The following is a 20087-nucleotide window of genomic DNA, read 5'->3' on the forward strand; positions in this document are numbered from 1 at the left end:
ACTTCTCACACAGCGCTATGAAAATTGTTATTATTGAAGATGAACGGGATTTGGGAGTGTTGATGCGCAATTTTCTAGTCAGGCAATTGAATATTAAAACGCCCGACGGCAACGTCAGGGTGGTAGCCTCATTAATGGAAGGCATTGATTGTGTAAGGGATATGCGTCCCGATTGGATATTCATAGACAACAACTTACCCGACGGAAAGGGTATACAGGCAATCCGGCAAATACGAGATGTACACCCGGGCAAACGTGCAAAAGTGGTGATGATGAGCGCCATGACGAACCTGAAAGAAGAAGCGTTCAGGAACGGCGCCGACTTTTTCCTCGATAAACCCATAAGCTTTGTAGAAGTCAAGAATATCTTCACAAAACCTGCAAACGAAATCTGAGCCTCGCAGCTACTGGCACCCCAACAAATCGTGGAAATACTTGCATCAATTGTGGATTTATCCCGGTTGTCCGTAGAAAATATTGCTCAAACCGACCCCTCCCCGCTGTTAAATCGCAGTTAACTTCTAAAACAGTACAGGGCATTTCGTCCCCGACCTGGCCCTGCCGCCCGGCATTTTCACCTTCTGACTACGATAGCGGACACGCTTCTTCTTTTCTGTATCCACTTTCTTTTTCTCGTAGGGGACGAGCTTGAAGTCATATTCGGGAATAAAATAATCTTCCTTGTACTCCGCAACCGGCAGGGGCATGTAGTGACGCCCCGGGAAGCTCAGCACGTCGTATTCATAGTCGTAAAGGTAGATGGTCACGAAACCGTCGCGGCTGTACTTAATCCCGATGTCGGAGAAAGGACTGTTTTCGTCTGACGACGCAACGAGCCGCATAATTTCCTTTTGCTTTCCTTTCATGAGCACCGACATATTGTACTGAAATACGCGGTGGAGCGAATCGATCTGGATGGCGATGCCCAGGTAGTACTTCGCATCTTTGAGCCGCTCCTGGCCTGCATACATCACGGCCGTATTGTTGAGCGCACTCTTGTCCTGGTAGGTCTGATAACTCAGCTTCGCATCGTCGTACCGTTCCATGTACCGGTACACATTGCCCTGGTTTACATTATAGAATTTCCGCGCGGGTGCGGCCGCCATAGCAAGTTTGAAATCTTCAAATGCGCCATCGTACCGGGCGTTGGCTTCGTTCACCTGATGTTTCTGGGAATGCCGGTTACCAATGTAGGCCTGCACGATCCCGTGGTTATTGTGCAGGAATGGCAGCTCCGGCTTTTCACGGACAAGGCTGTCAAATACCGCCATCGACTTATCGAGCTGATCGTTTTCCAGCAGCACGATACCCCAGCCATTCTGCGCATTAACGTTCGACCGATTCAATGAAATGGCCTTTTTGAATACCTGATACCCTTTTTTATACATATCAAAATGCAGCAACAGGTTCCCGTAGTTGCTCCACATCAGGTCGTAGCCCTGCTCGTATTGTAACGCCTTTGCCAGATACTGCCCTGCTTCCGAAAACCGCTTTTGATCGATCATAATGCCGCTTAGCCCTGCCAGTGCTTCGTAGCGTATCGGATCCAGCTTGATGGCCTTCTGGAAATCCTCCTGTGCCTGAGCGCTCTTTTTCAGGTAGTATTCCGAAAAAGCTTTGGTAACAAAAAGGTCGGCAAAGAACTTGTTATCCTCGTTCATCGCCTTCTCCCCTTTCTTGAAATCTTTCAATGCGAGGTCATACTTCTTTTGCCCGTAGTAGGCCACCGCGCGACCGAGGTATGCAGGCAAATAGGTCGAATCCTTTTTGATCACCCGGTCGAAAAGGGTGAAGGCAGTCTGGTACTCATGTTTGGAAAGGTGTGTATTGGCGATCCCGGATTGCAATGCGGGCGTTTCGCGCTTTAAGGTCGATGCAAGTTTATAGTACCGCTGCGCCTCGCTTGTCTGTTGCAGACCATAGCACGAATGCGCCATTCCTAGATAAGCATCGCCACGGAATGTCCGGTCGTCGGTTTCAAGGTACTTTTCAAAAACGGCTTTCGCCATCCCGAACTGATTGAGCGAAAGCAACGCATTGGCGTAACGTATCTGTGCTTTCGGGTGCGTCCGTGCGACTTTCTCGAAATCCTTCACCGCCCGCTTCTCATTGCCTGTGCGCATCAGAATGTCGCCGCGTTGGAGGCGGTAAGCCATTTCGTCTTTCTGGCGTATCGCGGTAGTCAGCTCATCCACGGCTTCCTCCATACGGCCAGCATACTTATGGACCATCCCCAGGTTGAAATTCCATTTCCCGCCGGTGTTCCTCGCAGAATTATCGGTCGCATACCTGGCCGCCTCGTTGTATCGTTTCTGTTTCCCGAGCGCCACAAGGGTATTCACCGTTGCTGCCGTACCACCGGGCGCATCGAAGAAATCTTTCCGCGCCGCATCGAACTTACCCGATAGCATGGCAAAAAGGCCCCGGTTATAATGCAAATACGGATCGAGCTCCCCGAGATCCAGCGCTTCCATGATATGTAATGCTTTGAAATAATTCCCGGAAAGCGCGAGGATCACCGCCTCGTTGTTCATGCGCTGTACGGAATCGGAAGGCTGGAAGGCTTGCTTGTGATAGGCTGCATAAGCGGCCTGCAAATTGCGTACGCCGCGTTGGTATTCTTCGTCGCGCAATAACGCAGGATTATTCTCTTCGAATGACTTGTTAAAAATAGGTAGAAGTTCTTTTACAAGCCGTTGGCACTCACTAAAATCCTGGGCTGAGAGCTGCCGCGGCGCTAACACCGTCAACATCAGCAACATACCTGTCATTACAAGTAGGTGGATTTTCTGTACCATAGGGGTGCTTAATGGTTCAAAAGCCCCTAACCTACAAGTAATCAGGGAAAATTACAATTATTGCTAAGACCGTTTGATAAATTTCGGTTAAAATATAATTTTTTAAATAAATAACATTATTTTAAGTAACCCACCGGTGATTAAAGTTGCACGGAAGTCAGAGCGCCGATAAACACTTTTTTATCATTAACCAGAACAGTGAGAGCACTTTCCGACGCGTTTTCGATGAAAATCGCCTGCTTTGAGACCGAAACTTTCAGCAAAATGCCCCTGAAACCGATCCGGAATGAATATCCTTCCCATTGTTCCGGAATGTAGGGCTTGAACGACAGCAGGCCGTCGGTCACCCGTTGCCCGGCGAAGCCTTTTACAACGCTCATCCAGGTGCCGGCCATCGAAGTAATATGCAGGCCATCCTCAGTATCATTATTATAATCGTCCAAATCCAGGCGTGCTGTCCGCAAGTACATTTCATATGCCTTCTCCCGCAAGCCCAACCCTGCGGCCAGGATCGAGTGAACGCAAGGCGATAGCGACGATTCATGAACGGTCATCGGCTCATAGAACTCGAAGTTGCGACGAATGGTCGCCGCATCGAACTCATGTTCGAAGAAGTAAAGGCCCTGCAACACATCGGCCTGTTTGATAAAACACGACCGCAGGATTCTGTCCCACGACCACCGTTGATTAATCGGGCGCTGCGCTGCAATGTCAGCGACGGTCAGCAGTTCCTTATCCAGGAAACCCTGTTGTTGCAAATACACCTGCCTGTTTTCATCAAACGGATAATGCATATTGTCGACAATGTGCTTCCAGTCGGCGAGCTCCGTATTCAGTTGGAGGTTGGTTTTAAAAATCACTTCGTTCAGCTTGCGGGAATCTTCTTTCCACAGCTTATCGATCACCTCCAGCGTGTAGCGCAACGTCCAGCAGGCGATGTAGTTGGTATACCAGTTGTTATTGACGTTGTTTTCGTACTCGTTCGGCCCCGTCACGCCCAGCATGACGTATTGCCCCTTATCCTCCGACCAGTTGATCCGCTGCTTCCAGAACCGCGAAATACCAATCAGCACTTCCAGGCCGCCCTCGGCGAGGTAACTTTCATCGCCGGTATAGCGGGTATAATCGTAAATCGCGTAGGCAATGGCGCCATTGCGGTGAATTTCCTCGAAAGTGATCTCCCATTCGTTATGGCACTCTTCGCCATTCATGGTTACCATTGGGTACAGCGCCGCGCCGTCCGTAAAACCCAATTTCCCCGCATTCTCGATCGCTTTTTCCAAATGCTTGTAACGGTAAACGAGCAGGTTGCGCGCCACTTTTTCATCGGCGGTAGAAAGGTAGAACGGAATGCAGTAAGCCTCCGTATCCCAATAGGTGCTGCCGCCATATTTCTCTCCGGTAAAACCCTTGGGCCCGATGTTCAGGCGCTCGTCCTCGCCGGTGTAGGTTTGACCCAAATGGAAGATATTGAACCGGATACCCTGCTGTGCGGCCACATCGCCGGCGATGGTGATATCGTTCTTCTCCCATTTACCCGTCCAAGCCTGCACCTGCTCCGCATACATGCGATCGAATCCCTTTCCGGCAATGCGGGCAATGTATGCTTTCGCTTTCGGCACCAGTTCGTCGTGCGGGTAGTTAGCCGATGAGAGATTTACTGCATATTTATAGACGGCAACTTCTTGTCCTTCCGGAACTTCTACCTGCATAGTACCAGCTACATATTTCTCCCTGGAAGCAATCTGCACAGTGGCCGTTACAGGCATGCCATTCACTTTCACATCAAACAGCATCCCGGTCGCTACGCGGAACTGCTCTACCTGGTAGGGATTGCTCTTCGTTTCGAGCACCAGGTAGCCTTCCTGCCCGTACGCCTCGTGCGCGATGCCGTTCCAGAACGACTCATCGTAATTCGAATCCCGGTTGCGGATATGGCCGTCGAGGAACGGGGTAATGCTGAAATGGTCGGTAAAATTGAGCGGCACCATGCTGTAACTGATCGCACCGGCCTCGTCGTCGGCCATGCTGCAAAAACGTTTGGAATGAATCCGAAGCCTTCTGCCCCCCGACAGCGTCACCGTTGCGGTACGTTCCAGCACGCCTTCCTTCATGTTCAGTACACGGCGGAAGTCATCGATCTTACATGTATTCAAATCGAGCACTTCGACACCGATCCGGATTTCGATGCCGGTCCAGTTGCAGGCATTGAGTACCTTGGCGAAATAGTTGGGATAGCCGTTCTTCCACCAACCCACCCTGGTTTTATCCGGGAAATAAACGCCCGCTACATAATTTCCGAGCAATGTTTTGCCTGAATATCCTTCCTCAAAATTACCCCGCTGCCCCATCCGGCCATTGCCGAGGCTCATCAGGCTTTCCGTGATTTCGTTGTGTTCGGGGTGAAAACCTTCTTCTACGATGCACCATTCATCGTGCGTGATGTAATTCTTCATATGTTTTCCAATTGGGGCAAACCAAAATTTTCAAAACCGGCGATCACAATATCTGCTTGAGTGAGCACTGACGCCTCTCCCACTCCGACGGCCAGCATTCCCGCCGCCTTCGCCGACTCGATACCGGCTACTGCATCCTCGAACACCGCGCAATGCACCGGTGCAACATTGAGATCTGCCGCGCCCATGAGGAACACCTGCGGATCGGGTTTGCCCTTGGTAATGCGGTTGCCATCAACGATCGTATCGAAATAATGCAGCATATCGATCCTTTCGAGAATAACCTTCGCATTCTTGCTCGCGGAGCCGAGGCCGCTGCGGATACCATTCTGTTTCAATTCGTCGAGGAAGCGGCGCACGCCGGGCAATGCGTCGTCGGGCGTCATCTGCATACAAAGTTCCAGGTAGCGGGCATTCTTGGCGGCAGCTCTGCGAAGCTTCTCTTCTTCGGACAATGTGACGCCGCCGATCGACAGCACGATTTCGAGAGACTCCATGCGGCTGATACCTTTCAGGCGTTCGTTTTCTTCACGCGTAAGGTCGAAACCAAGGCCCTGCGCCATTTCGCGCCAGGCGATGTAATGGAATTGGGCGGTGTCAACGATTACCCCGTCGAGATCAAAAAGGCAAGCTTGTATTGAGGGCATATCATTTCAAATTTAATATCTTGCAAAATAGTAAAAAATAGCAATTTGCTGCGCCAGGGCCGAAATACGGGCTATCCGGTCTTACCGGGCCCTTTCGCCGGCGTTCCCAGAACATTTACAAAACCGAAAGAGATGCCCGCCGTTAACAAGGATAAATTCGTTATATACCAGCTATTTACACGCCTGTTCGGCAACCGGAAAACGACCAACAAGGTCTACGGTACGATCGAGGAGAACGGGTGCGGAAAATTCAACGACATCGACGACACCGCCCTGGCGGCATTGAAGGAATTCGGCGTGACCCACCTTTGGTATACCGGCGTGCTCGAACATGCCACACTCACCGATTATTCACAATTCGGCATTAATCCCGACCATCCGCTGATTGTGAAAGGCATTGCCGGATCGCCTTATGCGGTAAAGGACTATTACGATGTAGATCCCGACCTGGCGGCGGATGTGCCGAACCGGATGCAGGAATTCGAAAGCCTCGTCGCACGTACCCATGCGCACGAGCTGAAAGTAATTATCGATTTTATCCCCAACCACGTTGCGAGGCAGTACCATTCGGACGCGAGGCCTGAGGGCGTAAGGGATTTCGGCGAGGATGATGACAATACAGTCACTTTCAACCCGTCCAACAACTTTTATTACATCCCGAACCACGACTTCGTGGTACCGGAAGGCCACCAGCCGCCGCTGCCGGTAACGGCTCCCTACCATGAACGGCCTGCCAAAGCGACGGGTAACGATGTGTTCCAGGCCCAGCCCACCCAGTTCGACTGGTATGAGACCGTCAAACTGAACTATGGCGTCGATTACCTCGACGGCCGCTCCCTTCATTTTGATCCGATTCCTTCGACCTGGCTCAAAATGCGCGACATTCTCCTTTACTGGACACGCAAAGGCGTAGACGGTTTCCGGTGCGACATGGCCGAAATGGTGCCGGTCGAGTTCTGGGGCTGGGTAATCCCGGAAGTAAAAAAGGAAAATCCTGCGGTCATTTTCATTGCCGAGATCTACAACCCATTCGAATACCGCAATTACATTTACACTGGCCACTTCGACTATCTGTACGACAAGGTAGGGCTGTACAACTCGCTGCGCCGGATAATCGAGGGGCACGGAAGCGCCTCGGATATTACGCGCATCTGGCAGCACGAATCGGGTGATTTCAGCGAGCATATGCTTCGTTTTCTAGAAAACCATGATGAACAGCGTATTGCCTCCCGTTACTTTGCGGGAAACCCATGGACGGCATTACCAGCGATGGTACTGAGTGCTACACTGCATACGGGCCCGCTGATGCTCTATTTCGGCCAGGAGCTTGGTGTTGACCCTACCCAGCAGGAAGGTTTCCAGGGCGAGGACGGCCGTACGACTATTTTCGACTACTGGGGTGTGCCCGAATTCCAGCAATGGGTCAACGGCGGCCAATTCAACGAAGACCTCCTTACTACCGAGCAAAAGACGCTGCGTCATTTTTACGGCAACCTCAATGCATTTGTGCTCAAAAACGAGGCGGTGTATGCAGGTGGTTTCTATGATTTGCAATATGTAAATGCCGACGGGCAATCGTTCAATTATGACGGAAATATCATTTTCAGCTATTTGCGGCACACCGACCATCAAAAAATGCTGTTCGTGTACAATTTTCACGAGTCCAGAACCGTAGAAACGCTGATCAAAGTGCCGCAGGATGTCTGGACGAACGTGCTCAAATTGGGCAACACCGGTGAATATAAATTGAAACCTGTGTTCCCGCTCGAAGTACCTCAGGTACAACTGCACGCGGCCGACATTACTTCCATGGGTGTACATATTGAACTCCCCCCGATTTCCGCATTCGCTTTCGAGATCGTACCGAAGTGACCTGGCTGCCCGCTCCGTTTGCCATTGCAAAAGGGGCTTTTGATCATTAATTTTACATTATCCACGAATTTGTGGCTATTTTATCCTGGCAAGTTTTTTGTCGTTAACGTACCCTGGTTTTAAAGAATTTCAAGTATGATCCGATTTGTAGTGCTTTCCATTTTGTTGCTGGCTTCTGTTGTTTCTTTTGGACAGGCCAACCTGCAAAAGACTTTCGTGCAGAAAATGGAGCTGCCCGCCAGTCCGGATATCGGCACGCAGGTCCTTCGTATCAGTGAATCGTTCCTGGGTACGCCATATGTTGCCGGCAGCCTGGAAGGAAACCCGACCGAGCGGCTGGTATGCAAGTTCGACGGGTTGGATTGCACCACATTGGTGGAAAGCGTGATCGCACTGGCCGTTGCCAAAACCGAAAATGCAACTTTCGACGAATATAAGAACGAGCTGACCCGACTCCGTTACCGCGACGGCGTGATCGACGGCTATCCTTCACGGCTGCATTACATCCTCGACTGGATGTATGAGAACCAGAAACGCGGCCGCCTCGAAGACATTACCTCCAAAGTGGGTGGTGTACCTTTCAACAAGGAAATCAATTTCATGACTACCCATGCCAATTTGTATCCTTCCCTGGCCGCCAGTGAGGTTTATGAAAAATTGAAAGAACAGGAAGCTGTGATCAATTCAAGGGAGCACAGCTATATTCCCAAAAGCAGCATTCAAAAAGCCGAGCCGATGCTGCACGATGGCGATATTGTCGCATTCACTTCGTCGGTGGAAGGGCTGGATGTGAACCATATGGGCATTATTTCGAAAGTCGGTAGCCGTGCTTACCTGATCCACGCGTCGCTGACGGGCAAAAAGGTAATCATGACGAATATTCCCCTGGCCGAATATGTGGCTTCCGTCCCGAAACATACGGGCATGATCGTGGCCCGTCTCAACGATATCTGAACCGTGAATGGATTTAACCGACCTGATTAACTACCGGAATTCCCCCTGGCTGTTGTTGCTACTCGCCGGCACCATCGGATTGGTCATCAGCATTCTCATCATCAGCCTGATCAAAATAACGGCTTCGAGGAAAGAATGGACTGTGGTACGCGCGGTTCGTGAAAATCTCACCAGCGTGCTGCATTTCTTCGTGCCAATCGTACTCATTACGGCCGCAGCCAAGACCTATTCCTATTCTAACCCGCAATACGACTGGGTCTTCGCATTGAGCAAAACGGCGCTCATTGGTATCACAACCTGGCTCATGGCCCGGATCGTGATCATCGTCGAAAAGATCCTGATCGCCAAGCTCGATTTCAATACACCCGACAACAACCAGGCAAGGCGCCTTTTTACCAAGATCAAATTCATCAAGCGCATTGTGGTGATCATGGTCGTGACCATCGGTGTTTCGATATTACTGCTCAGCTTCGACAGCGTGCGGCAATATGGCGTCGGAATCCTCACGTCTGCCGGTATCGCGTCGGTGATCATCGGTTTCGCAGCACAAAAATCGCTGGCGAACCTGATGGCGGGCATTCAAATCGCATTCACGCAGCCGATCAAAATCGACGACGTGGTGATCGTAGAGGGCGAATGGGGCCGCATCGAGGAGATTAACCTGACCTACGTAGTCGTCAACATCTGGGATTTGCGCCGCATTGTACTGCCCATTACCTATTTCATCGAAACGCCCTTCCAGAACTGGACACGCAACGAAAGCGCATTGACCGGCGCCGCATTCTTTTACCTCAATTACCACACACCTGTTGACAAGCTTCGTACCAAATTGAAAGAAATCCTGGAAGCTACCCCGCTTTGGGATGGTCGCGCATGGGCGTTACAGGTGACGGACACACAAGGGCAGCTGATGGTGGTGCGTGCGCTGATGTCGGCGCGTAATTCCAGCGAGACGTTCGATTTACGCTGCCTGGTACGCGAAAAAATGATCGAATACATCGTGAACGAACATCCCGAGGCGCTACCTGCAAGCCGCGTGGAAGAGACGACGCAGACGAAATTCAAAATATCCGAAACCGGTATATAAAAAATTGGCCTCCGGAAGATCCGAAGGCCAGTCTTTTCTTACTACTCACCTAACTCAATTTAACTCAATACAGTTTTTCTTTGATATTTTGATCCGTTTGTCACCGCATCGTAACAGGCGCCGCTTGGTATGAAAAAATGATATTGACGGCCTGCAAAAAACGGGGAAAACCAACGGGTGAAAGCTAATGGAAATGCCTGACGGCTTGCGCAAATCAGCACGTGCGATTTACACTACAAAAGAGCTTTTCCGTTGTTAAAGAGGCATTAACGCTGAATTAAAAAGGAATTAAAAAGGCGGGAATTTCAAAATGAAGGTCGTGCCGGTGCCTAATGTAGACTCCACTTCGATAGTCGCACCCTGCATATTGATAATGCGTTTGGTGAGCGCAAGACCGATGCCATAACCTGCCTTGCTGATAGTGGATTGGCTGCGGTAGAAGGTATCGAAAATGTAAGGTAATTCTTCCCGCGCGATGCCGATGCCCATGTCGCGGAAATAGATAATGATCAGCCTGTTTTTGATTTCAAGAAAAACGTTGCACGTCTTGTCGGGCGAATACTTGCAGGCATTGTCCATCAGGTTCAGGAATGCCGTCCGGAGCAGGCTTTCGTCGCCAAAGCGTTTCAATTGCTCCTCGTCCTCCGGGATTTTATCGTAATGAATATGCACCTGGTAACCCGGATTTTTCTGTTGCACCGAGCCTTTCGCCTGCCATAGCACCTCGTCGATCCGGATCTTCGAAAACGTTACCCTGAATGCATTCTCCTCCGTTCGCGCGAGTTCGAGCAGGCGGCTTACCAGCTCATTCATTTCCTTCGCTTCGGACCAGATCCCTTTCAACGCGTCCTGGTAATCGGCCGGAGAGCGTTCTTTCATCAAACTCAGCTCGGCCTCGGTCATGATGAGCGCCAGGGGCGTGCGCAGCTCATGCGACGCGTGCGAGACGAAGTTTTTCTGGGCTACAAATGCGATTTCAAGCCGTGTAAGCATCTGGTTGAATGTCTCAGCCAGCAATGCAAGCTCGTCCTTCTCCCGCCCTACCCGCACTTTTTCGTGCAAATTACCTGCCGAAATGTTGTTTACCTGATCGATAATGTCGGCTACGGGTTTGATCGCATCATTGGAAAATTGCCAGCCGGCGACGCCCACCAGGACCATCGACAGCAGCCAGCCGATCAGCAGGATTTCGCGCAGGCGGTTCAGCTGGTTCATGCCGAGGTAGTCATTGGCAATTACTGCCACGACCCACGGCTTCCGGTGATCCTGCAAAATGTGCCGGATGATGATGACCTCCTTTTTCTGATGCTTGGTGTGGATCTCCTTTCCGGCCCGTGCCTCAATAAGCATTGGTTTCGACAACTTGAAATGCTCTTTCCCACTAACGAATATCACCGAATCGGAACCATCATAAATCGTAATTTCCTCATCTAACAGGATCGTTTTGTTCTCCTTTTCGATCTTTTCGATATCTGCCTTGCTGATGCCGTGGCTAGCCTCTACGAGCTGGGCCACCGTTTGCCCGCGCTCGTTCAGGAAAGAATAAAACTGCGTTTCCCGGTATTGGTCGTAGAAAAAGTAAATAGCCAAACAAAACAGCGCCATAATGGAGCCTACCAGCAAGGTAAACAACAGCGTCAGGCGCGATTTGATATTCATTCCTCTTTGAAAATATAACCCATACCTACCACCGTGTGGATCAGCTTGGTAGGATAGTCTTTATCGACCTTTTTACGGAGAAAATTGATGTATACGTCAATCACATTGGTACCGGTATCGAAACGGATGTCCCACACCTGCTCGGCAATGTCCACGCGTGAGACTACGCGCCCGCGATTGCGCATGAGGTATTCGAGCAATGCAAATTCTTTGGCCGTAAGATCGATCCGGTTGCCGCCGCGTCGGGCTACCTTTTCGTCGAGGTTGAGTTCGAGGTCCGCGAGGGTAAGTACCTGGCTGGATTGCTCGCGGGCGCTGTTGCGTTGCGAAAGCACCTTGATACGCGCAATGAGTTCGCGGAATTCGAAAGGTTTTACCAAATAATCATCGCCGCCCGCTTCGAAACCGTCGAGCTTGTCATCGATCGTACCCAATGCGGTGAGGAACAGGATGGGGGTTGTCAGGCCGTCGGCACGGAGCTGCTTGGCAAGATCGTAGCCGTTGAGCAGCGGCAGGTTTACATCCAGAATGATCACGTCGAACCGGTAGTTGGAAGCCATTTTCTTACCGACTTGTCCGTCGTAAGCCAGTTCCACCTCCCACGACTGTTCTTCGAGGCCTCTTTTAAGAAAACCTGCGAGTTTCGGTTCGTCTTCAACGATTAGTATTTTCATAGAATGATCAAGCGGTTTAAAGTGCCAAATGTTGCACAGATTTTTGCTTAAAAAAAGGCTGCCCGAAATATCGGACAGCCTTTTCGTCTATATCCACACCATTAGAACGTTGGCATTTCTCAACATCCCACGTTCCATTATAATGCAAAATATAAAATTTAAATTATAAACAATAGGTAGTTGCCTATTTTTACAAAATTTCATGCAAGTATCAGTAATAATCTGCGGAATTGTCGTAATCCGAACGATCGCCATAAGCGCCGTAGTCATCATCCTCTTCCAGACGCATGGCTTTCGCTGCTTTTTTAATGAGTCCGATCTGGCCTGCGTGGTAAACGTCGTGCTGGATCACACCGTGGATCAATGTATAGTAGGAATAGTCGCGGCCCGGCACAAACTCTTCCAGGAAGCTATCGTCCTCGATCTTTTCCAATTCCGAAACCAGCTCCTCCTGCGAAAGGCTTAGCTCCATCTGGATCGCCTCCCATTCAAACTCGTCGACTACGGGGAATTTTTTCCAGTCCTTATCCTGCGTCTTGATATCGAACTCCGCATCACCCTGCAATTTGCGAACGGCAAAAATGCGCCAGGTAGTCATGTGGTACACGATTTCCGCGATAGAATGCGTGTTGCTGCTCAGGCGCGCCTCTGCGATTTTCGGGGTTACGTCCCGCAATGCTTCTACCACCGACGGCCCATACCATGCCTCTTCGCTTTCGTAGGTGTCGTTGAGTACATCTATAATTCTTAAAATCTCTTCTTTTGCTTCCATATGATTAGATTAAACAGCTGCAAATTTACGGGGATTCGGGCGAAGATTGTCTAAATGTGTTTTCAATATTAAAGAGACATTTTGCCGGCTTCCATACTCTCCTGATTGCGTGCCGGAAACATGGCCGTTCCAACCAATCGCCGGATGATACCGTCACCTCTGTGAGTTGATGAGTTCAGGGTTTATGAGTTTAAAGTGTGTTGACTGGAGCCATTGCTCATTTAGCTGAGCCTCGCAGGCTCAAACTTCAAACTCATAAACTTTAAACTCATGAACTTTAAACTCATAAACCCTGAACTCATGAACTTTAAACTCATGAACTTTAAACTCATCAACTTTAAACTCATGAACTTAAACACTCATAAACTTTAAGCATTTCAATTTTCGTTTATTTAACAAAATTTTAAATACCACTCAAATGTTCAAGAAAGCCTCTTTCCTCTTACTGATCGTCGGCCTTGGAGTGATGTCGTGTTCGAAAGACCCGATCAGCGACCTTTCCAATGAGGAGTCGTTGGTATACATAACAAATCACGATAAGTCGGCGAATTTCAATCAGTACAAAACGTTCAGCATTGTCGACTCGGTGCTGATCGTCGAAAATAGCCGCGCCGGCACGTCCCTGGACGATATCGACCGCGCCATGCTGCAACGTCTGATCACTAATATGGAAGCAATGGGTTACAAGCATGTGGGCCGCAAGGAAAATCCGGATGTAGGTATCAACGTCTCCTGGATCACCAATACCTACCTTAACGTTTACCAACCTCTTTCTTCCTATTACGGCGGCTACTGGGGCGGTTATGGCTACGGCTACCCAAGTTATTACAGCTATTACCAAACCAGCGAAAGCTCCTGGGTGATCTCGATGCTCGATTTTAAAAATCCGCAAACCACATCTTCCGGCAAGACTTTCAATGTGATCTGGGAAGCACAAATCCGTGGTGCGGCTATCGGCGACCAGAAACTCGTAGACAAAATGACGGATTCCATTTTCGGCCAATCCGGTTATCTTAAAATCAAGTAACAAATGAAACGCATCATCATCATTGCCCTCTTTTTGGGAAGTGTACTGCCCGCCCTGGCTCAGGAAAAGCCCAAGTTATATACCATTGCCTCCCCCTTTGAGCGATATACCTATTACCTGGCTACGGCGCGCTATGCGGTAGGCATACCAATGGGCTCTTTCAAGGATAATTATATCGACAAGACTTCATTCCAGAATGCCTCAATCTCAATCGAATGGGTCTTAAGAAACTCCCAGCTTTCGGTGGGAGGTGAAATCGGCTCCACCTATTTCGAGAAACGCGTGCCCCGGGCGCTGTATGAAGGTTCGGAAGGCACCATTTCAGCCGTACAGACGCGCACCGTTTCGCAATATCCGGTGGAACTGTTCGCCAACTACCACTTCCCGCCCCGCAACGCACAGGTGCAGCCTTACGTGCAGATCAGCGGTGGTGCGAGTATTCTGGACTATACTGTTTACTATGGTACTTTATCGTCGCAGGACCAGAAAGTACGCTTCAAATACGGCATTGGAGCCGGCTCCAAATTTTTATTCAAAAAAGACGGTAACGTTGGCCTTGATGTGCGTGTCAAGTATGATGCCACGGCTTACAAATATGACTACATCGACAAAGGCATATCATCCGTGAGTGGTTCGATAGGCCTATTCTATCGTTGGTGGTAAACAACGCATCGTGACACATAAAAAAAAGGTTTTGACCAAAACATCGCTTATCTGGCTTAGTGGCATTCTAGCATTCCTGATCGGTTCCGGGCTTTGGGCCTGGAACCGCTTTGGCCCCAGCAACCACAAAACTTACGTACAGGTTACAGAAGGCTTCCCCATGGCGCGTACGCTCGATTCGGCCTCCCATGCATGCGATCTGACGATCCGGCGGTATCGCCAGATCGGCCGTGAAATGCAGTTCGAACTCGCCGCCAATGCCGGCGGGCTTGCACCTTATGACGTAAAAATCACCCAGAACGGCCAAACACAAACCTTTCAGTCCGTACCGCATCGCTACGGCACATGGCTCACCATCCCGGATGTGCAAATCAAAGGCGGTGAGGCGCATATTCAGGTTTCGAGCCTCGGCCAGCAGGGTTGTGAGACAACCGCGGCATTCAACTTCGAAGCAGCCGCTGCCAACGAGGTGGTGGATGCGAAGGACTGGATACGTCAGGGGAGTAAGGACAACTGGCTCGACGTGCGGCCAATTCGGAAAGAGGGTAAACTCTATCTTCGCGACTTTGCCAATTATAACGACAGCCGCACGAAAGTGGTCATGATCGACGGCATTGTCGTGCAGGGGCTGGAAAATGGTATTGAAATAAAACCAGGTTATTTGTACTCGGTAACCGCCCGCTGGATAGACGCTCCTTACAACGACTGGTGGAATTCCGCCAAAAACCGCAACGTCCGCCAGCAGAATATCTACATCGCAGGTAAGCCAAACCCGACCTCCTCCAATGCATTAACGCGTATCAGCATTCCCGACTGGTTTTCCCCGTCGCGTACCATCAATGTCGATTTCGACACCAAATTCCCTGAATTCACACCTATTCAAGGCAAACTGGTGATGCAGTACCGGCTGAACAATTATGTCCCTTCCGACAACTATTACAAACGGGGCATCGGGTATTTATCCAATACTGAGAAAGAGTACCCGGCGGAAAAGCTGCATTATACCGCCACTCCCAATTATTTTGGAGATAAGGATGAAAAATGGTTTGCAAGTCTTTCTAAGGAACAGGTCGAAGCGCTGGCAGGTGTACCGGGCTTCGGGGTATATGCCTATGATTTCGAGTTTTGGAACCAGCACTATTCCAAAGACGTCATTCAACGATTAATATGGTTTTCAAGGGTGGTCAAAAAGAACCATCCGAATGTGCATCTGATGGACTACTGGGGTGGCGGGGCTTATACCAATCCGCACATCAATACTGTCGGCGGGGCGAACCCAAAAGATTTTATCAAAGAATACAGCGAACCGAAAGCCAACAACCCGAATTTCGACCCGCTGCCTAACGGCGATAGCTTCCGGGACATATTTAACACCGTCCCGATCGATGTCTACCCCAAACCAATGTTTGCGATCGACAATGCGGGTAACTCGCCCAACAACTTCGTGTTGCTATCGGCAATCCATTCGCTGCGCATCAACAAACTGCTGCCTTATCAAAAAAACAACAAGTTCATTTTCTACGGCTGGAACCGGTACATGCCCTTGTACAAAGACCCCATTGTTCCCTGGAATTACCAACTCACGGATCCGAAGGGCGAACTCATCATGAACCAGCTCGAAATGATGCCGGCAAGTCAGGCATTGAGCTTTTCCTTATTCTCCTTAGTCCTGTTCGATGGCTATTACCTCTGGCACGACGGCGCTCCGAGTGCCCAAAATCCAAATGCATATAAAGTGTCGAAAGATATGTGGGGCTGGGGCTACGAATGGTACCCGGCCGACGGGAAAACGCCCGAAGGCGAAGTAGGGCGTAACACCACTGGCGGCACCGCGGCGCCATACTGGGATTTTCCGACCGAGTATTACGCATTGGGCAACTGGATGGCCAAACAAGTGGAGGATGTCATTGTGGGCGGCCAAAACCGGGACCTGGCATTCCAGTTGAACGGACAATGGGTTCAGCCTCGGGAAGAACAGGCTTTACTCGCTATTGATGGCAAACAACCATTTGTTACCTCTGTTGTAAAGGGAAACCAGATTGTGGTGCTGGCGGTAGATTCATTTCAGCAACCTTCGGCACAACGGAAAATGAAGGTACGCTTGCCTGATGGTACGGAAACCGAAATAGAATTGTACGGTAACTGGCCGTCGCTGTACCGCGGGACGTTGAAGAAATAGTTTTAGAATACATGATAAAAGCAGAAAGCTCGCCGATGAAGCGAGCTTTCTGCTTTTTTGCAAAGTTATGTCATGCTACTCTAACATAGCTTCCGAGCCATTTCAAATGCGTCCCGTATTTGTGCATGATCTCCTGCACCTGCGGGTCGTCCATATGCCCGAGGAACTCGACCAGGAACCACGCCCGGAACGACGCCTCACCTCTCAACGGGCGGCTTTCGATTTTGGTCAGGTTAATACCGCGGTCATTGAAATCTTTCAGGAACTCGTACAACACGCCGGGACGGTTGGTGTTCGGCAGATTGGCGATGATCGTCGTTTTGTCATCGGTGCTCCTCATGTTCGTAAAATCCTTCGCCAGGATCAGGAAGCGCGTCTGGTTCTGGTCGCTGTCTTCGATGTTGTCGAAAAGAATAGGCACCCCAAACAACCGCGCTGAAATAGACGAGCATATGGCCGCCGCATCCGGCTCTTCGGACGCCAGTTTGGCCGCCTTGGAAGTAGAGTCGACCGCGATCAGCTCAATACCCATTCCTTCCAGATATTCCCCGATAAACTTCCCGCATTGCCGGAATGCAATATCTTTCGAATAAATCCTTTTGATTGATTTCAGATTGTCGGACTGTGACGCGAAAGTAAAATGCACTTTCAGGAGCATTTCAGCCACGATGGACAGATTCTTTTCACGCAGGAAATCCGCCGTTTCTACTACGATACCTTCCTGGTTATTCTCGATAGGCACCACCCCGAACTTCGCACGACCGGTCTCCACACTTTCAAACACCGAGTGGATCGTAGGCAACACGAGATATTCGCTCATCGCTCCGAAACGACCTTCGGCCGCCTGGTGCGTAAAGCTGCCTTCCGGCCCCAGGTAGGATACACGCTCGGGCAGTTCCAGATTACGGGATACCGCAAATATTTCGAAGAAAATGGCGTCGATCGCCTGGCGGGTGAGTAAGCCGTTGTTATGTTTCGCCAGCCGGTCGAGGATCTGCTTCTCTCTTTCGGGGCGATAGATAATCGACTGGGAAGACCGTTTCAGCTCGCCTACCTTTTTGACGAGCTCCATGCGCTCGTTCAAAATGCTCAGCAACTGATCGTCCAGCCCATCGATCCTGTTTCTTAAATCCGTTAATTCCACAAAGACACTTTAAATAGGTTGATCAAACCGGGAGGTGCGTTTACACTTTTGAATAAAGGACTTCCCGGCCCGATATTACTTGACCGCGCCAAAGATAATACATGGCATGCCTAGCCTGCGAGTGCAAGTTCTTCGACATTCTTCTCCACTTTGAGATTATCGATGATAAAGCGTTGTCTTTCAGGGGTATTTTTACCCATAAAATAACTCAGCAGTTTTTGAATGGATGTTTCCTTTTGCAAGATTACCGGTTCCACCCGCATATCCTCCCCGATAAATTTACCAAATTCCTCGGGGGATATCTCTCCTAAGCCCTTAAAACGGGTAATTTCCGGCTTGCTGCCCAGCTTGTCGATCGCCGCCTGCTTTTCTTCTTCGCTGTAACAATAGATCGTCTCTTTCTTGTTGCGGACGCGGAATAAAGGCGTTTCGAGCACAAACAAATGGCCATTCCGGACCAGATCCGGGAAAAATTGCAGGAAGAATGTCATCAACAGCAGCCGGATGTGCATACCATCCACATCAGCGTCGGTAGCAATGATAATGCGGTTAAAACGAAGGTTTTCCACACCATTCTCCACATCCAATGCATGTTGCAGCAAGTTGAACTCCTCATTTTCGTAAACGATCTTCTTCGTCAGCCCGAACGAGTTCAAAGGCTTACCCCGCAAACTGAATACCGCCTGGGTTTGAATATCCCGCGATTTGGTGATCGAACCACTCGCCGAGTCACCCTCGGTAATAAAAAGCGTGGTCTCGTATCGCTGCTCGCTTTTCAGGTCGGTCAGGTGCAAACGGCAGTCCCTGAGTTTTTTATTATGCAAATTGGCTTTCTTCGCACGATCGTTGGCAAGCTTTTTGATACCTGCCAGTTCCTTTCGTTCCCGTTCCGATTGCTCGATGCGTTTTTTCAGCGCATCGCGTGATTCGGGGTTCATGTGCAGGAAATTGTCGAGCCTTTCCTTCACAAAATCATTCACAAACGTCCTTACCGTAGTGCTGTTCGGATCGGGTGTAATGGTGTTGGAACCGAGCTTGGTTTTGGTTTGGGACTCAAAAACCGGCTCCTGAACGCGGATCGCAATGGCGCCGATAATGGACGAACGAATGTCTTCCGGCGCATAATCTTTACCGAAATGCTCACGTACCGCTTTAACAACTGCTTCCCTGAATGCAGCGAGATGGGTACCTCCTTGTGTCGTATACTGACCATTCACAAAAGAGTAATATTCCTCACCATATTGGTTACCATGAGTCATCGCCAATTCAATGTCATCGCCCTTCAAATGAATGATCGGATAACGCAGCGATTCGGCATCCGATTTGCTTTTCAGAAGGTCGAGCAGCCCGTTCTGGGAAAAGTATTTCTGCCCGTTGAAATTGATCGTGAGTCCTGCATTCAGATAGCAGTAGTTCCAGATCATGTTGTCCAGGTATTGCGGGATGTAGCGGAAGTTCTTGAAAATCGTACCATCTGGCTCAAACGCCACGTGCGTGCCATTGCGCTGGCTGGTAGGCCCCTCCGCAGATTCGTTCAGCAGTGCTCCCTGGTTAAATTCCGCACTTTTGGTCTTGCCGTCGCGGAACGACTGTACTTTAAAATGACTGGAAAGCGCATTCACCGCCTTGGTACCCACGCCATTCAACCCCACCGACTTCTGGAACGCGCCCGAATCGTATTTACCGCCGGTATTGATCTTCGAAACGCAATCCACGACTTTGCCCAGCGGAATGCCGCGGCCATAATCGCGCACTTCCACACGGTGTTCGGAGATTTTGATCTCGATCGTTTTCCCGTTGCCCATCATGTGTTCGTCGATGGAGTTATCGACCACTTCCTTCACAAGCACGTAGATTCCATCGTCCACCGACGAGCCGTCGCCGAGCTTTCCGATGTACATCCCGGGCCTGAGACGGATGTGTTCTTTCCAGTCAAGCGACCGGATACTGCTCTCGTCGTACTGAACATTTGTACTTTCCATATTTATAACTATTCTTTTAGGAGTATTATCGCTTTTGGAGCCGGTATTTTAATATTTTGAATCTTTTGTCGTTACCCTGTTATAACTTTGCGGGGCTTCCGGCAAGGAACCCCGATTAATAGAAATTCTTTAAAAATAGGAAAAATCTAATTTACTTTGCCATGATATACACT

The 20087-nt window shown here is 49.8% G+C and carries 15 protein-coding genes; 7 read left to right on the forward strand and 8 right to left on the reverse strand.

From position 1 onward, the window contains the following. The first annotated feature begins 17 nt into the window (after positions 1-17). Positions 18-395 (forward strand): response regulator, encoded by a 378-nt coding sequence (locus J7619_RS06050; RefSeq protein ID WP_291195528.1) that lies wholly within the window; start codon positions 18-20, stop codon positions 393-395. A gap of 126 nt (positions 396-521) precedes the next feature. On the opposite strand, the gene J7619_RS06055 is transcribed toward J7619_RS06050, so the two are convergent. From J7619_RS06055 to pgmB, 3 genes are all read right to left on the reverse strand, one after another. Continuing rightward, positions 522-2798 carry a tetratricopeptide repeat protein gene (locus J7619_RS06055; protein ID WP_291195531.1) on the reverse strand — a complete coding sequence of 759 codons (2277 nt, stop codon included), beginning with the start codon at positions 2796-2798 and terminating at the stop codon, positions 522-524. A gap of 140 nt (positions 2799-2938) precedes the next feature. Next, on the reverse strand, positions 2939-5254 hold the full coding sequence (locus J7619_RS06060) for a glycoside hydrolase family 65 protein (protein WP_291195534.1): 2316 nt from the start codon (positions 5252-5254) through the stop codon (positions 2939-2941). Next, the gene (pgmB, locus tag J7619_RS06065) at positions 5251-5901 is read right to left on the reverse strand and encodes a beta-phosphoglucomutase (protein WP_291195537.1); all 651 of its coding nucleotides are present in this window, start codon (positions 5899-5901) and stop codon (positions 5251-5253) included. Before pgmB ends, J7619_RS06060 begins: the two co-directional genes overlap by 4 nt. A gap of 132 nt (positions 5902-6033) precedes the next feature. Between pgmB and J7619_RS06070 the strand changes: the two genes are divergently transcribed. From J7619_RS06070 to J7619_RS06080, 3 genes are all read left to right on the forward strand, one after another. After that, a complete protein-coding gene (locus J7619_RS06070; protein WP_291195540.1) occupies positions 6034-7773 on the forward strand; it encodes an alpha-amylase family protein in 1740 nt (579 codons plus the stop codon). 135 nt (positions 7774-7908) lie between these two features. Further along, the gene (locus J7619_RS06075) at positions 7909-8727 is read left to right on the forward strand and encodes an N-acetylmuramoyl-L-alanine amidase-like domain-containing protein (protein WP_291195543.1); all 819 of its coding nucleotides are present in this window, start codon (positions 7909-7911) and stop codon (positions 8725-8727) included. A 7-nt stretch (positions 8728-8734) separates the two neighbouring features. After that, entirely contained in the window at positions 8735-9814 is a 1080-nt protein-coding gene (locus J7619_RS06080) for a mechanosensitive ion channel family protein (RefSeq protein WP_291195546.1), read from the forward strand. 288 nt (positions 9815-10102) lie between these two features. Here J7619_RS06080 and J7619_RS06085 read toward each other — a convergent pair whose 3' ends face one another. The 3 genes from J7619_RS06085 to J7619_RS06095 all read right to left on the reverse strand — a co-directional run bounded on the left by J7619_RS06085 (position 10103) and on the right by J7619_RS06095 (position 12919). Next, positions 10103-11473, reverse strand: a complete 1371-nt coding sequence (locus J7619_RS06085; protein ID WP_291195548.1) for a HAMP domain-containing sensor histidine kinase — start codon at positions 11471-11473, stop codon at positions 10103-10105. Continuing rightward, entirely contained in the window at positions 11470-12147 is a 678-nt protein-coding gene (locus tag J7619_RS06090; protein WP_090156860.1) for a response regulator transcription factor, read from the reverse strand. Before J7619_RS06090 ends, J7619_RS06085 begins: the two co-directional genes overlap by 4 nt. Before the next feature lie 211 nt (positions 12148-12358). Beyond that, complete coding sequence (locus tag J7619_RS06095) at positions 12359-12919, reverse strand: DinB family protein (protein WP_291195551.1); 561 nt, start codon at positions 12917-12919, stop codon at positions 12359-12361. A gap of 418 nt (positions 12920-13337) precedes the next feature. Between J7619_RS06095 and J7619_RS06100 the strand changes: the two genes are divergently transcribed. The 3 genes from J7619_RS06100 to J7619_RS06110 are packed head-to-tail and all read left to right on the forward strand — an operon-like array spanning position 13338 to position 16788. Then, a complete protein-coding gene (locus tag J7619_RS06100) occupies positions 13338-13946 on the forward strand; it encodes a DUF4136 domain-containing protein (RefSeq protein WP_291195554.1) in 609 nt (202 codons plus the stop codon). A gap of 3 nt (positions 13947-13949) precedes the next feature. Then, positions 13950-14609, forward strand: coding sequence for an OmpW family outer membrane protein (locus J7619_RS06105; protein WP_291195557.1), 660 nt, complete (start codon positions 13950-13952; stop codon positions 14607-14609). Between the two features lie 10 nt (positions 14610-14619). Next, positions 14620-16788 (forward strand): hypothetical protein, encoded by a 2169-nt coding sequence (locus J7619_RS06110; RefSeq protein WP_291195560.1) that lies wholly within the window; start codon positions 14620-14622, stop codon positions 16786-16788. 70 nt (positions 16789-16858) lie between these two features. Here the strand turns inward: J7619_RS06110 and pheA are convergent, their stop codons facing one another. Both pheA and J7619_RS06120 read right to left on the reverse strand, forming a co-directional pair. Further along, positions 16859-17932: a prephenate dehydratase gene (gene pheA, locus J7619_RS06115; protein ID WP_291195563.1), complete on the reverse strand. Its 1074-nt coding sequence runs from the start codon at positions 17930-17932 to the stop codon at positions 16859-16861. A gap of 110 nt (positions 17933-18042) precedes the next feature. After that, entirely contained in the window at positions 18043-19914 is a 1872-nt protein-coding gene (locus tag J7619_RS06120) for a DNA topoisomerase IV subunit B (RefSeq protein WP_291195566.1), read from the reverse strand. Positions 19915-20087: the final 173 nt, after the last annotated feature.

It is taken from the genome of Dyadobacter sp. (assembly GCF_017744695.1).
In the GTDB taxonomy this organism is placed as follows: Bacteria; Bacteroidota; Bacteroidia; order Cytophagales; family Spirosomataceae; genus Dyadobacter.

Coding starts and splice junctions, on each gene's coding strand:
- J7619_RS06085 (WP_291195548.1), bottom strand. CDS start 11,473: ATGAATATCAAATCGCGCCTGACGCTGTTGTTTACCTTGCTGGTAGGC.
- J7619_RS06060 (WP_291195534.1), bottom strand. CDS start 5,254: ATGAAGAATTACATCACGCACGATGAATGGTGCATCGTAGAAGAAGGT.
- J7619_RS06070 (WP_291195540.1), top strand. CDS start 6,034: ATGCCCGCCGTTAACAAGGATAAATTCGTTATATACCAGCTATTTACA.
- J7619_RS06105 (WP_291195557.1), top strand. CDS start 13,950: ATGAAACGCATCATCATCATTGCCCTCTTTTTGGGAAGTGTACTGCCC.
- J7619_RS06095 (WP_291195551.1), bottom strand. CDS start 12,919: ATGGAAGCAAAAGAAGAGATTTTAAGAATTATAGATGTACTCAACGAC.
- J7619_RS06055 (WP_291195531.1), bottom strand. CDS start 2,798: ATGGTACAGAAAATCCACCTACTTGTAATGACAGGTATGTTGCTGATG.
- J7619_RS06080 (WP_291195546.1), top strand. CDS start 8,735: ATGGATTTAACCGACCTGATTAACTACCGGAATTCCCCCTGGCTGTTG.
- J7619_RS06075 (WP_291195543.1), top strand. CDS start 7,909: ATGATCCGATTTGTAGTGCTTTCCATTTTGTTGCTGGCTTCTGTTGTT.
- pgmB (WP_291195537.1), bottom strand. CDS start 5,901: ATGCCCTCAATACAAGCTTGCCTTTTTGATCTCGACGGGGTAATCGTT.
- J7619_RS06100 (WP_291195554.1), top strand. CDS start 13,338: ATGTTCAAGAAAGCCTCTTTCCTCTTACTGATCGTCGGCCTTGGAGTG.
- J7619_RS06050 (WP_291195528.1), top strand. CDS start 18: ATGAAAATTGTTATTATTGAAGATGAACGGGATTTGGGAGTGTTGATG.
- J7619_RS06090 (WP_090156860.1), bottom strand. CDS start 12,147: ATGAAAATACTAATCGTTGAAGACGAACCGAAACTCGCAGGTTTTCTT.
- J7619_RS06120 (WP_291195566.1), bottom strand. CDS start 19,914: ATGGAAAGTACAAATGTTCAGTACGACGAGAGCAGTATCCGGTCGCTT.